Here is a 12,684-nt window from a genome sequence, read left to right on the forward strand (position 1 = left end):
GTTGGTCAGGCAGAGGGTCGAAAAAGAAACAATCGGCGTATTCAGAAATCGATTGCGCGCGAAAGTGGCCGTAATTGGCGGTGCGACAAGGGGGTAGGCGCCAAGTCTCGCGAGACTTCATGTTGCGGCGCATGAAGTCAGGGCACTCACAAAAGTGCTGCGTGACGACATCGGTGATCGGCATTTGGTCCTTGGCGACAGGGTGCTCTGACAACGTTGTTCCCGGTGGGGCGCCCGCACGCCTTCGCCGAAAGAAGAAGGGGAATCCATGACCATTGCTGCCGGCTCCGCCCCGTTCCGCTCGCTCGCCATCGTCGGCGTGCTGTTCTTCATCATCGGGTTCTTCACCTGGATCAACGGACCGCTGATCACCTTCGTGCAGCTGGCCTTCGACCTGGACGAGGTGAACGCCTTCCTCGTGCTGATGGTGTTCTACCTGTCGTACTTCTTCCTCGCCCTGCCCGCGGCCGCATTGCTCAAGCGCACCGGCATGAAGAAGGGGCTGGCGGCCAGCTTGTTCGTGATGGCGGTGGGTGCCGCGATGTTCGGGGAGTTCTCCACCCAGCGCTGGTATCCCGGCGCGCTGGCCGGCCTGTTCGTGATCGGCGGCGGGTTGGCATTGCTGCAGACGGCGGTGAACCCGTACGTCAGCATCCTCGGCCCCCTCGAAAGCGCCGCCCAGCGCATCGCGCTGATGGGCATCTGCAACAAGATAGCCGGCATGCTGGCGCCGATCGTGATCGGCACGCTGGTGCTGCATGGGGTGGGCGACCTGGCCGCGCAGGTCGAAGCCGCCGACGCGGCCGGCAAGGCCGTGCTGTTGGATGCGTTCGCAGCGAAGATCCTTCTGCCGTATCGGGTGATGGCCGGGATCCTGGTGGTGGTCGCCATCGGCATCCTGTTCTCGCCGCTGCCGGACGTGAAGCCCTCCGACGCCAACGCCGCGCCGGTGACCGGCGCCGCCGACGGCGAACGCGGCCTGTCGCAGTTCCCGCACCTGTGGCTGGGCGTGCTGTGCCTGTTCCTCTACGTGGGCGTGGAAGTGTTGGCGGGCGATGCGATCGGCACGTACGGCCGTGGCTTCGGCCTGCCGCTGGACCAGACCAAGGTGTTCACGTCGTACACGCTGTTCGCGATGCTGGCGGGTTATCTCGTCGGCTTGGCTGCGATCCCGCGCTTTGTATCGCAGGCGCGCTACCTGGCGCTCTCCGCGACGCTGGGCGTGCTGTTCGCCCTCGGCGCGTTGCTGACGCACGGCTACGTGTCGGTGGGCTTCGTCGCGGCCCTGGGTTTTGCCAACGCGATGATGTGGCCGGCCATCTTCCCGCTGGCCATCAAGGGCCTAGGCCGGCATACCGAGACCGGATCGGCGCTGCTGATCATGGGCATCGCCGGCGGCGCGATCCTGCCGCAGCTGTTCGCGGTGCTGAAGCAGCACTACGACTTCCAGGCGGTGTTCGCCGGGCTGGCGGTGCCGGGCTACCTGTACATCCTGTACTACGCGCTGGCCGGTCACCGGGTCGGCAGCGTGAAGCGGCCGGCGACGGCCGTCCCGGAACGCGGCATCATGACGGACTCGCCTCCATGACGGAAACGCCCATGCGCCGACCCACCATCAAGGACGTCGCCGAACGCGCGAAGGTCTCGCTGAAGACCGTGTCCCGGGTCATCAACAACGAGCCGTCGGTGCTGCAAGGCACGCGTGCGCGCGTGCTGCATGCCATCGCCGAGCTGGACTACGAACCGGACCAGTCCGCGCGCAACTTGCGCAGCGGCACGCCGTTCGTGATCGGGCTGGTGTACGACAACCCCAACCCGTACCACATCATCGGCGTGCAGAACGGCGTGCTGGCCGCGTGCAAGGAAACCGGCTTCGGCCTGCAGATCCACCCGGTGGATTCCACGTCGCCGCTGCTGGCGGAGGAGTTGGTCGAGTTCGTGCAGCGTTCGCGCTTGGCCGGGCTGGTGCTGACTGCGCCGATGTCCGAACGCGCCGACTTGGTCACCGCGCTCGCCGCACGTGGCGTGAAGCTGGTGCGCATCATCGCCGCCACCGAAGATCCGGAAGACGGCTTGCCTTGCGTCTATGTCGACGACCGCGACGCCGCCTACGAAATCACCGAGCATCTGATCCAACTGGGCCACCAGCGCATCGGGTTCCTCTGGGGCGGGCTGGCGCACCGGTCGAGTACCGAACGCTATGCCGGTTACGAGAAAGCGTTGAAGGACTACGGCATCACCCTCGACAAGCATCTCGTCGTGCCGGGCGATTACACGTTCGACGACGGCTTTCGCGGCGCGCGGCGACTGCTGGCACTGCGCGAGCCGCCGACCGCGATCTTCGGCTCCAACGACGAGATTGCCGCCGGTGTGCTGGCCGCGGCGAAATCCGCCGGCATGAATGTCCCCTACGACCTGTCCATCGCCGGTTTCGAGGACAGCCCGTTCTCCAAGCAGTCGTGGCCGCCGCTGACCACGGCCAAGCAGGCCACGCAGGACATCGCGAAGCAGGCCGCGCGCCTGTTGATCGCCGGCCTGCGTACCGATGCCTACGACGACCATCCCACCGCCGTGCACAACCAGGGCTTCGTGCCGCAACTGGTCGTGCGCGGTTCCACTGCGCCGGTCCGCCCGCGCGCGGACCGACCCGAACCTCCTTCGCCATGACCGACACGCCGCTGCCCGCTCCCGCCGACACCCTGATGCACCAGGAGGCGGCCCAGACCGCCGATATCGTCGCCGACCAGTACACGCGCAACGCCGCCACGGTGAAGGCGCTGGCGGAGGACCTGCGCCGTCGTCCGCCGCCCTTCGTCGTGACCTGTGCGCGCGGCAGCTCGGATCACGCAGCGACCTACGCGAAGTACCTGTTCGAGACGCAACTCGGCGTGGTCACCGCATCGGCCTCGCCGTCGGTGGGCTCGGTGTACGAGGCGAAGCAGCGGCTGGCCGATGCGCTGTACGTGGTGATTTCCCAGTCCGGCAAGAGCCCGGACCTGCTGCGCAATGCGACGGCGGCCAAGGAGGTCGGCGCGCGCGTGGTTGCGCTGGTGAACGTCGAGGATTCGCCGCTGGCGCAACTGGCCGATACCGTGCTGCCGTTGCGCGCTGGCCCCGAGCGTAGCGTGGCAGCGACGAAGAGCTACCTGGGCTCGCTCGCGGCGATCCTTCAGTTGGCCGCCTACTGGAAGGACGAAGCGCCACTGCATGCGGCGACGGAGGCACTGCCCGATGCGCTGCGGCGCGCGTGGCAGGCCGACTGGTCGCCGCTGACCGACGGACTGGTGGGCGCGCACAACCTGTTCGTACTCGGTCGCGGCCTGGGGCTGGCTGCCGCCCAGGAGGCGGCACTCAAGTTCAAGGAAACCTGTGGCCTGCACGCCGAGGCCTACAGCTCGGCGGAAGTGAAGCACGGGCCGATGGCGTTGGTCGGCCCGGGCTTCCCGGTGCTCTGCTTCGCCCAACCGGACGAGACCGAAGCCGGGACGCTGGCGCTGGCGGAAGAATTCCGCGGCCGCGGTGCGCAGGTGTGGGTGGCCTCGCGCCAGGGCGACCTGCCGCTGGCCGAGGCGCCGCATCCGGCCTGTGCGCCGCTGCTGACCATCCAGAGCTTCTATCGGGCGATCAATGCGCTGGCGCTGCGTCGCGGTCACAATCCCGATGTCCCGCCGCACCTCAACAAGGTCACCGAAACGGTATGAACGCGATGCCAGCCGCCACGGCCCTCTGCAACGCCCGCGTGCTGACGCCGGACGGCTTCGTCGAAGGCCTGGCGGTGCTGATGCAGGACGGGCGCATCGCCGACCTCGTCGCCGACGACGCCATTCCCGCAGACGCAGTGCGGCACGATCTCCGCGGCGCCACGCTGCTGCCCGGTTTCATCGATGCGCAGGTCAACGGCGGCGGCGGTACGTTGTTCAACAACGACACCACCGTGGACGCGATCCGCACGATCGCGCAGGCGCATCGGCGCTTCGGCACCACCGGCCTGCTGCCGACGCTGATCAGCGACGACGCCGAAGTGATGGCGCGCGCGATCGCGGCCACGCGCGAGGCCATCGCGCAGGGCGTCCCGGGCGTGCTGGGCATCCACCTGGAAGGGCCCTACATCGCGCCGGCACGCAAGGGCACGCACGATGCGGCGAAATTCCGCGTGCCGGGCGCGGACGAAGTCGCGATGGCGACCTCGCTCGACAACGGCGTGACCCTGCTGACACTGGCGCCGGAACAGGTCCCGTCCGACATCATCCGCACGATGGTCGCGCGTGGGGCGATCGTCGTCGCCGGCCACACGGCCGGCAGCTACGACCAGATCCGCGCGGGCATCGGTGCGGGCATTTCCGGCTTCACCCATCTCTACAACGCGATGTCGCCGCTGCAGGGACGCGAGCCCGGCGCGGTGGGCGCCGCGCTGGAGGACGTTGGCTGCTGGTGCGGCGTGATCGTCGATGGCGTGCACGTGCATCCGGCCAGCCTGCGCGTGGCGCTGGCGGCCAAGCCGCGCGGCAAGGTCTTCCTGGTGACGGACGCGATGCCGATGGTCGGTTCGGACGATCCTTCGTTCGACCTCTACGGCGAGACCATCACCGCCGTCGACGGCGTGGTGCGCAACGCGGCCGGCGCCCTCGCCGGCTCGGCGCTGGACATGGCCACCGCGGTCCGCAACAGCGTGCACCTGCTCGGTCTGCCGCTGGAAGAAGCCGCGCGCATGGCCTCCACGTATCCGGCGGAGTTCCTTGGCTTGGCCGAGACGCACGGTCGTATCGCGCCCGGTTACCAGGCCGACCTGGTGGCGCTGGATGCCGACCTGCAGGTCGTCGGCACCTGGATCGGCGGCGCGTGATCGCAGGCGCATGAGCGCCCGTCCGGCCCGGTTCGCGTCCGTCGATGCGCTGCGTGGCCTGACGGTCGCGGCGATGCTGCTGGTCAACACGCCGGGCGACTGGTCGCATGTCTACGCGCCGCTGTTGCATGCGGACTGGCATGGCGTCACGCCGACCGACCTGGTGTTCCCGTTCTTCCTCTTCATCGTCGGCGTGTCGATCTCGCTGGGCATCGTTCCCCGCGCCGAGGCCGGCGTGGCGCGCGACACGCTGGTGCGCGCGCTGCTGTGGCGCGCGGCGAAGATCGTCGCCCTCGGCTTGGCACTTCACCTGCTGGCGTATCTGATGCTCGACCGGCCGCACTTCCGGCCGTGGGGCGTGCTGCAACGGATCGGGCTGTGCTTCGCGCTCGCGGGACTGGTCGCGCTGTACGCGAAGCCCCGCCTGCAGTGGGCCTTGATCGGCGCGGTCCTGCTTGGCTACTGGGCGCTGCTCGCACCGTTCGGCTATGCGCCTTACACCCACCTGCCGGGACGCGTGGATACCGGGCTGTTCGCACCGTGGCTGTACCAGTGGGATGCGACGCTCGCGCGCGGCCAGGATCCCGAAGGCTTGCTCAGCACGCTGCCGGCGCTCGCCACCACGCTGCTCGGCGTGCGCGCGGGCGCGTGGCTGCGTGCCGATGCGCTGCGGCCGATGGTGATGGCCGGCGTCGTCGCTGTCGTGGTGGGTTTGGCGTGGGCGAGCGTATTTCCGTTGAACAAGGCGTTGTGGACCTCGTCCTTTGCGCTGTTCACGGCGGGCTGCGCACTGCTCGCGCTGGCGCTGGTGCATGTCGGCGTGGACCAGCGCGGATGGCCAGCCGTGGGGCGCCGTTTCGGGGCCAATGCCATCGCCGCCTACGTGGGCGCCGCGGTCATGACCTATCTGCTGCTCGGGCTCGGCTGGATGGAACCGCTGTACCGGAAAGGCTTCGCCGACTGGATGACGCCGCAGGTGGGTCCTTACCTGCCTTCGCTGATCTTCGCCCTGACATTCGTCGCGGTGTGGTGGCTGGTCGTGTGGGCGATGGACCGGCGAGGCTGGTACCTGAAGGTCTGAAGGTCCGGCGGCCATCACGCTTTTCTTCGCCCGGCCGGCGTACAACGGCGTCACCCCCGCCGGAGCCGCCCGCATGAAGCTGCCGTTGCTGCTGGTCTGTGTGATCTGCCTGGCGTCGTGCCAACGCGCGACGGTCGATGAGAACGGTGCACGCATCGTGGTCGCCTCCACGCCGCGTGCGACGGTGGCCGCGGGCGTAGTCGCCGGGTCACCCCGTGAATTGCCCGCCACGTTGCCTGGCACGGCCCGCACCGCCGGCGGCATGTCGCCGCCGCGCGTTGTGCCGGATCCACCTTTCACCAGCGCGCCGGTCGCGACTTTCAACGAGCCGTGGGCGATGACCTTCCTGCCGGACGGACGCCTGTTGGTGACCGAGAAGGGCGGCACGCTGCGGCTGGCCAACGTCGCCACCGGCCAGGTCGGCCAGATCACCGGCGTACCGACGGTCGCCTATGGCGGACAAGGGGGCCTGGGCGACGTTCTGCTGCATCCGCGCTTCGCCGACAACCGTCTGGTCTACCTCAGCTATGCCGAAGCGGGCAGCGGGGGCACACGTGGCGCCGCTGTCGCGCGCGCGACGCTGACGCTCGATGCCAGCGGCAATGGCGGCAGCCTCTCCAACCTCCAGGTGATCTGGCGGCAGCTGCCCAAGGTCAACGGGGAAGGCCATTACGGCCACCGTCTGGCGTTCGGCGCCGACGGCAAGTTGTGGATCACCTCCAGCGATCGCCAGGCGATGACGCCGGCGCAGGACCTGCAATCCGCGCTGGGTAAGCTGATCCGCCTCAACGATGACGGCAGCGTGCCGCCGGACAACCCCTTCGCCGCGCAAGGCGGCATCGCCGCGCAGGTGTGGACGCTCGGCCATCGCAACCTGCTGGGTATCGCGTTCGACAACGCGGGACGCTTGTGGACGCACGAGATGGGGCCGGCGGGAGGCGACGAACTGAACCTGATCGAGCGCGGCACCAACTACGGCTGGCCGATCGTCTCCAATGGCGATCACTACGACGGCACGCCGATTCCCGACCATCCCACGCGGCCGGAATTCAATGCGCCCGAGGCGTGGTGGAACCCGGTGATCGCACCAGCGGGCTTCGTCGTCTACTCGGGCAACCTGTTCCCGTGGTTCCGGGGGAAGGGCTTCATCGGTGGCCTGGCGTCGCAGGCGTTGATCGAGATCGAGTTCAACGGCACGCAGGCGCGCGAAGCGCGCCGCTATCCCATGGGCAAGCGCATCCGCGAAGTCGAGCAAGGGCCCGATGGCGCGCTGTGGCTCTTGGAGGATGGCGGCGGCGGGCGCCTGCTCAAGCTCACGCCCAACCGCAGCTGATCAGGGCGCGCCTTCGGCCGCGCGCTGCTGGCGCGTGTGGCGGATGTCCAGATAGAGGCTGTACGCCGCAGTGAAGGCGGGCAACAGGTTCTGCAATACGCCGACGGCGTCCTGCTTGGACGAGAACAGGAAGTAGCTCAACGCCATCAGGCTGCCAACCAGGCTCATGTACCAGAACAGGCGCGGAATCACCGGGCGGCGTGCGCGCCGCGAGGCGACGAACTGCACGAGCCAGCGCCCACCGAACATCGCTGCGCCGGTCAGGCCTATCAGCTTCCACGGCGTCATGTGCAGGCCGGTCCAACCCAGCCAGACGATTTCCTGGTTCATCACGCTCATGGCTTGCGCCCCGTGCCGATCTCGCTGACGGCGGTGACGTGGCTGCGCTGGATGAGCCAGGACACGCCCATCAGGTCCCGGATGCCGACCAGCGCGCGCCCGAGGTTGGTGTACTTGGACTGGCCGGAGCCACGCGGCCGGTGCGATACCGGCACGCTGACCGTCTTCCAGCCCGCGCGCTGCATCAACGCCGGCAGGTAGCGGTGCATATGGTCGAAGTAGGGCAGGTCGAGGAAGGCGGCGCGTTCGAATAATTTGATGCCGCAGCCGGTGTCGGGGGTGTCGTCGCGCAGCAGGCGCTGGCGGATCCCGTTCGCCCAGCGCGACGCCCACCGCTTGCTGGCGCTGTCCTTGCGGTCCACGCGCCAGCCGGCATACAGCCGGGTCTGCGCATCGCCGGCGTCGCGCGCGGCCAGCAGTTTCGGAATGTCGGCCGGGTCGTTCTGGCCGTCGCCGTCCAGGGTGGCGATCCAGGGCGAGAGCGCATGCTTCACGCCCGTGCGGATGGCGGTACTCTGCCCGCTGCGGCGCTGGTGCACCAGCACGCGCAACTCCGGCATCTCGGCCTTCAGCGCGGTCAGCACATCGCGGGTGTCGTCCTCGGATTGGTCGTCGACACAGACGATATCGAACGCCACGCGTCCGCGCAGGTGCTGTACCACTTCGTGCACGAGCGGACCGATGTTGCCGCGCTCGTTGAACACCGGGATCACGATGGAAAGGGCCGTCATGGCAGACCTCGCGGAGACAGCGGATTATTGTCCGGGCCGACAAGTCAGGAAAATGTCGTGGTCCGGCCGGTAGAGGGCGGTCCTGACGTCGGCCAGCCCCAGCAGGGTATGGAACAGGTCGTCGTGGCTGTGCGGCGCGGCGGCCACCCGGCGCAGGCAGGCGGCATCCAGCCCGGCCGAGGCGCGCCAGCCTTCGGAGAACCAGGCCACCATCGGGACTTCCAACTGTTCGCGGGGGGCGATCGAATAGGGCATTCCATGCAGGTAAAGGCCCTTCTCGCCCAGCGATTCGCCGTGGTCGGAGACGTACAGCAGCGCGGTGTCGTAGCCGGGAAGTCGGGCCAGCACGTCGATGGCACCGGCCAACACATGGTCCGTATAGCCGAGCGCGTTGTCGTACGCGTTGACGATCTGTTCGCGGCTGCAGCGGCCGAGGTCGGAGGTCTCGCATACCGGTGCGAACCGCTGGAAGGCCGGAGGATAGCGTTCGAAATACGTGGGCCCATGGTTGCCCAGCATGTGCAGCACGATCACCTGGTCGCCACGCTGGCGGCGTGCGGCCTCGGCGAGTCCCTGCAACAGGATGCCGTCGTGGCAGCGCGTGCCGTTGCACAGGCCGGGATCGGTGCGTGCGTGCAGGTCCTCCACCGGCAGGCCCGAGCACACGCCCTTGCAGCCGGACTGGTTGTCCCGCCACAGCGTGGCCACATCCGCGCGCTGCAACACATGCAACACCGACTGGTGGCCGCGGATCGCCTTCTCGTCGTAGTGCGCGCGACCGTAGGGCGAGAACATGCATGGCAGCGACACCTCGGTGCTGCTGCCGCAGGCGGTGACGTGGGGGAAATTCAGCACGCTCCGGCGGGCCAGTTCGGGCGTGGTTTGCCGCGCGTAGCCGTTGAGCCCCCAGTTCGCGGCGCGCGCGGTTTCACCCACCACCAACACCAGCAGGCGCGGCTTGCGCATGGTCGCGCCGGGCGCCCGCACGGCGTCCTCGCCGATCGGCAACTGTACGCGTGCGCGTCCGGGCGGCTCTTCGCTGACCACCTTCGCCAAGGACACCAGCACGTTGGCGGGCGTAACCAGGTAGCGCACTTCGCGCTGGTTACGCAGGAAGGCGGTGAGGGGTTGGGTGACCGGCAGGATGCCGGCCAGTGCGATGGCCGCCATGCCGGCGAGCAGCGCGGCACGCAGGCCGAGCGTGCGCGCCCAGGTGCGCTCGCGCAGGCGCACGCGCCAGATCACGACCAGCGCGGGCAGTGCGGCGAGCAGCGGCAACAGCGCGTCGCCGCCGGCGAGTTCGCTGGCTTCGCGCCAGTCGGTGTGCAGGACGTTGCGCACCATGTCGGCGTCGATGTAGATGCCGTACGCCGCCATGTAGTGGCCGGCGAGCGCCGCCGTGACCACCAGCAGCGACAGGACGACGCGCGCCGTGCGCCGCCACACCAGCAGCGACAGCCACACGCCGTGCACGGCGGTGACCAACAGGAACAGCGACACCGCCCACAGGGCCTGCGTCAGCGGTTGCGGCACCGCCGCGCGCCAGAACGCGGCGTTTGCGAACACGCTGAAGTAGAGGCACACGGCGAGGATCAGGCTTTCCGTGCCCACCAATGGCCTCGCCAGCAGCATGGGACGCACGCGCTGCCACAGGCGTAGGAGCGGGCTCTCGATCAGGGTCGTGGTGTTCATGCGCGCGTGCCCCGTACGTGGAGCATTTCGACGCTGCATGCGATCACCCAGCACACCGCCAGGCTGGCGACGTCATGCGAGAGGAAATGCGCACCGCGCAACTGCTGTGCGAGCCCGAACAGGAGGCCTGCCAGCAGGCCGACGCCCAGGCCGACGCGGCGCCAGCGCGGCGCCACGTGCAGGAAGAAGAAGTACAGCGCCACCCAGGCGTAACCGCCTGCGGCATGCGCAGCCGGGAAACAGGCCGCGGGCCCCATCGACGCCGGGCGCGCCTCAAGCAGCCCCACGTAAGGACGGTGCCCGCCGAGGCCCGCAAGGTCCCACGGGCAGTCCATGTGCGTCAGCGATTTCAGTGCTGCCACGCAGGCGATGGAGACGAAGACCGCCAGCAGCAGGCGCGCCGCCGGCCGCGTCCATGAGGCGGTGGGTGAGCGCCAGCGCAGCAGCGTGGCAACCAGCAGCGCGGCCCATGCCACCTGGCTCAGTCGGCGTCCACCCCGGTGCAGCACCTCTTCCAGCCACACGTTCTGTTTGAGTGCCCAGGTACCGCCTTCCCAGTGGAACAGCCCACCCGCCCAGTGCAGGTCGACCTGTCGCGCGAGCCACCACGCGAGCAGCAGCACCGGCACCGAAATGAAGAGCAGCCGCGACGCGTCATTGCGTGGCGCGGGAAGGGCCAAGGAGGGAGAGACCGACATGCAGGAGAGGCACAGGAGGACGACCCGCGCATGCTGGTGCGCGCGATGTCGTAGCGCGGTAGGACTTCCGTCGGAGGCCCGTTAAAGCGCGCGCGAATGATTCTTGCGTGCGCGCGCTGTTGCTCGCGATTCAGTCTTCGCTGACGTCGGCGGACCAGTCCGCCGGCACATCGCAGCCGTCGATCCATGCTGCGCCCGGGGCGAGGATCCAGTCGCGCCGGTTCGAAGCACCGATGTCGATCACCTTCGCCGGATCGAGGCACGGACCGATGGCCTCCTTGCGCAGGAATAGCCAGCGTCGGTTGGGGGCTTCCAGCAGCCACGCATGCGCATGCTGCCATTGGTCCACCCACGGCTGCTTGAAGCCGAAGTCGGCGACCGGACGGTCGGCCTGCAGCAGGTGCTGCTCGCGCCAGCCGAGCATGGCCAGTTCGGCGTCGGGCCCAATGCGCTGGCCCACGCGCTGCATCAGCGCCTTCGCGGAACTGTCGGGACTCAACGCCGGCATGAAGCCCATGCCGTACACCGTCCACAGCGCCGCGGTGACCGTCACCAGTGCGACGACGATACGATGGCGCGACGCGCGGGCCAGCCCCAGCACCGCCACCAGGGCGACAGAGGCGAAGCCCACGAGCCAGCGTCCGAGTTGGGCCAGGGTATCCATGTCCATGCCGCGGCCTTCGACCAGCGACTGCAGGCGCGCCGGCGGCGCGGCCAGCAGCCACGCGCCGAGCGCACCGGCCGCCACGACCAGCACGACCATGTAGGTCCACAGCGTCGCGCGCACGGCGCGCCGGCGCAGCAGGGCAGGCAGCAGCGGCGCGGCGGCCACCGCCAATGCCGGCAGCATCGGGAAGATGTAGACCTCGCGCTTGCCTGGGCTGGCAGTGAAGAACACCAGCACCAGCAGCGCCCAGCCCAGCAGCAGCGTGTACCGCGCATCCGCACGCTTCAGTCGCCGCCACCAGGCCGGCAACAACCACGGGGCGAGCAGCACGCCGGGCAGCCACAGGGTCAGCATCGTCTGCAGGTAGTACCAGGCCGGCTTCACGTGGTGCCATGCGTTGGCGTAGCGCGTGCCGGTCTGTTTGAACAGCATCTCGCGCGCATAGGCGTGCAGCGCGGGATCGGTCGAGGTCAGCGCGACCGACAGCATCGGCACCAGCCAGACGCCCGCGCCGGCGATGAAGCCCGCCACGCCGGCCAGCACATGCGCGCCGCGATGCGGAGGCAGCGTCTGCCGCGACTTCACCCGCACCCACAGCCAGGGCACGAAGACCAGCAATGGCAGGAAGCCCACGCCTTTCGTCACCGTACCCAGGCCAGCGGCGAACGTGCCCAGTGCAAGCAACCAGGGACTGGGTTTTTCCAGCAAGTAGCGCAGCAGGGCCCACAGCGACAGCGTGGTCATGCCGACCAGCACCATGTCGATCTGCGCACGTTTCGCCTGCAGGGCGAACTGCAGGCAGACGAACAAGCCGAACACCGCATACGGCACGGCGCGGCGTCCCCACAGCCGGCGGGCCAGGTCGCCGGTCAACCCCAGCGTCAGCAGCGCGGCCAGCAGCGACGGCAGCAGGAACGCGACCTGCCAGCTGCGCACGACGAGATAGCTCAACGCCTGCAACCACATGAAGGTGGGCGGCTTCTCCGCATACAGTTCGCTGCCGCGGTGCGGGAACAGCCACTGTCCGGTCTCGATCATCGTGCGCGCCGCCAGCACGAAGCGCGGCTCGTCGGCTGGCATCGGCTCGCGCAGGCCCAGCCCGGCCAGCAGCGCCCAGACCACCAGCAGGAGCAGCAGCGGGGTCTGCCAGCGGGGGGCGTTCCGGAGGTGCATGGGGGTCATCGGCGGTCGCGGTGGCCTGCAGCGGAGCGCATGATGGTGGATCATGGCGCGTAAGAGAATCGTCGGAACTCCGACGGCGCTTCGACATCCGGCCTGCGATCCTGCCGGTCCCCCTGCA

11 protein-coding genes are annotated in these 12,684 nt (G+C 68.8%); 6 read left to right on the forward strand and 5 right to left on the reverse strand.

Features of this window, described 5'->3' with window-relative positions; genetic code table 11:
• Nucleotides 1–268 precede the first annotated feature (268 nt).
• The 6 genes from AC23D6_RS01100 to AC23D6_RS01125 all read left to right on the forward strand — a co-directional run bounded on the left by AC23D6_RS01100 (nt 269) and on the right by AC23D6_RS01125 (nt 7,257).
• The gene (locus AC23D6_RS01100) at nt 269–1,588 is read left to right on the forward strand and encodes a sugar MFS transporter (protein ID WP_487751018.1); all 1,320 of its coding nucleotides are present in this window, start codon (nt 269–271) and stop codon (nt 1,586–1,588) included.
• 11 nt (nt 1,589–1,599) lie between these two features.
• Nucleotides 1,600–2,667, forward strand: coding sequence for a LacI family DNA-binding transcriptional regulator (locus tag AC23D6_RS01105; protein WP_487751019.1), 1,068 nt, complete (start codon nt 1,600–1,602; stop codon nt 2,665–2,667).
• Complete coding sequence (locus tag AC23D6_RS01110; protein WP_487751020.1) at nt 2,664–3,701, forward strand: SIS domain-containing protein; 1,038 nt, start codon at nt 2,664–2,666, stop codon at nt 3,699–3,701. The genes AC23D6_RS01105 and AC23D6_RS01110 overlap by 4 nt, the downstream gene beginning before the upstream one ends.
• A 5-nt stretch (nt 3,702–3,706) precedes the next feature.
• A complete protein-coding gene (nagA, locus tag AC23D6_RS01115; protein WP_487752539.1) occupies nt 3,707–4,843 on the forward strand; it encodes an N-acetylglucosamine-6-phosphate deacetylase in 1,137 nt (378 codons plus the stop codon).
• 10 nt (nt 4,844–4,853) lie between these two features.
• The gene (locus tag AC23D6_RS01120; RefSeq protein WP_487751021.1) at nt 4,854–5,924 is read left to right on the forward strand and encodes an acyltransferase family protein; all 1,071 of its coding nucleotides are present in this window, start codon (nt 4,854–4,856) and stop codon (nt 5,922–5,924) included.
• A 262-nt stretch (nt 5,925–6,186) separates the two neighbouring features.
• Entirely contained in the window at nt 6,187–7,257 is a 1,071-nt protein-coding gene (locus tag AC23D6_RS01125; RefSeq protein WP_487752540.1) for a PQQ-dependent sugar dehydrogenase, read from the forward strand.
• Here AC23D6_RS01125 and AC23D6_RS01130 read toward each other — a convergent pair whose 3' ends face one another.
• From AC23D6_RS01130 to AC23D6_RS01150, 5 genes are all read right to left on the reverse strand, one after another.
• Nucleotides 7,258–7,596: a lipid-A-disaccharide synthase N-terminal domain-containing protein gene (locus AC23D6_RS01130; protein WP_487751022.1), complete on the reverse strand. Its 339-nt coding sequence runs from the start codon at nt 7,594–7,596 to the stop codon at nt 7,258–7,260.
• Nucleotides 7,593–8,327 (reverse strand): glycosyltransferase family 2 protein, encoded by a 735-nt coding sequence (locus tag AC23D6_RS01135; RefSeq protein ID WP_487751023.1) that lies wholly within the window; start codon nt 8,325–8,327, stop codon nt 7,593–7,595. The genes AC23D6_RS01130 and AC23D6_RS01135 overlap by 4 nt, the downstream gene beginning before the upstream one ends.
• 24 nt (nt 8,328–8,351) lie before the next feature.
• Nucleotides 8,352–9,959: a phosphoethanolamine transferase gene (locus AC23D6_RS01140; protein ID WP_487752541.1), complete on the reverse strand. Its 1,608-nt coding sequence runs from the start codon at nt 9,957–9,959 to the stop codon at nt 8,352–8,354.
• A gap of 56 nt (nt 9,960–10,015) precedes the next feature.
• Nucleotides 10,016–10,717: a phosphatase PAP2 family protein gene (locus tag AC23D6_RS01145; protein WP_487751024.1), complete on the reverse strand. Its 702-nt coding sequence runs from the start codon at nt 10,715–10,717 to the stop codon at nt 10,016–10,018.
• A gap of 130 nt (nt 10,718–10,847) precedes the next feature.
• Nucleotides 10,848–12,566 (reverse strand): ArnT family glycosyltransferase, encoded by a 1,719-nt coding sequence (locus AC23D6_RS01150; protein WP_487751025.1) that lies wholly within the window; start codon nt 12,564–12,566, stop codon nt 10,848–10,850.
• Nucleotides 12,567–12,684 lie beyond the last annotated feature (118 nt).

It is taken from the genome of Pseudoxanthomonas sp. G3 (assembly GCF_057654715.1).

What these genes read in the sequence shown, in the direction of transcription:
- AC23D6_RS01100 (WP_487751018.1), top strand. Translation starts at nt 269, where the DNA reads ATGACCATTGCTGCCGGCTCCGCCCCGTTCCGCTCGCTCGCCATCGTC.
- AC23D6_RS01105 (WP_487751019.1), top strand. Translation starts at nt 1,600, where the DNA reads ATGCGCCGACCCACCATCAAGGACGTCGCCGAACGCGCGAAGGTCTCG.
- AC23D6_RS01110 (WP_487751020.1), top strand. Translation starts at nt 2,664, where the DNA reads ATGACCGACACGCCGCTGCCCGCTCCCGCCGACACCCTGATGCACCAG.
- nagA (WP_487752539.1), top strand. Translation starts at nt 3,707, where the DNA reads ATGCCAGCCGCCACGGCCCTCTGCAACGCCCGCGTGCTGACGCCGGAC.
- AC23D6_RS01120 (WP_487751021.1), top strand. Translation starts at nt 4,854, where the DNA reads ATGAGCGCCCGTCCGGCCCGGTTCGCGTCCGTCGATGCGCTGCGTGGC.
- AC23D6_RS01125 (WP_487752540.1), top strand. Translation starts at nt 6,187, where the DNA reads ATGTCGCCGCCGCGCGTTGTGCCGGATCCACCTTTCACCAGCGCGCCG.
- AC23D6_RS01130 (WP_487751022.1), bottom strand. Translation starts at nt 7,596, where the DNA reads ATGAGCGTGATGAACCAGGAAATCGTCTGGCTGGGTTGGACCGGCCTG.
- AC23D6_RS01135 (WP_487751023.1), bottom strand. Translation starts at nt 8,327, where the DNA reads ATGACGGCCCTTTCCATCGTGATCCCGGTGTTCAACGAGCGCGGCAAC.
- AC23D6_RS01140 (WP_487752541.1), bottom strand. Translation starts at nt 9,959, where the DNA reads ATGCTGCTGGCGAGGCCATTGGTGGGCACGGAAAGCCTGATCCTCGCC.
- AC23D6_RS01145 (WP_487751024.1), bottom strand. Translation starts at nt 10,717, where the DNA reads ATGTCGGTCTCTCCCTCCTTGGCCCTTCCCGCGCCACGCAATGACGCG.
- AC23D6_RS01150 (WP_487751025.1), bottom strand. Translation starts at nt 12,566, where the DNA reads ATGACCCCCATGCACCTCCGGAACGCCCCCCGCTGGCAGACCCCGCTG.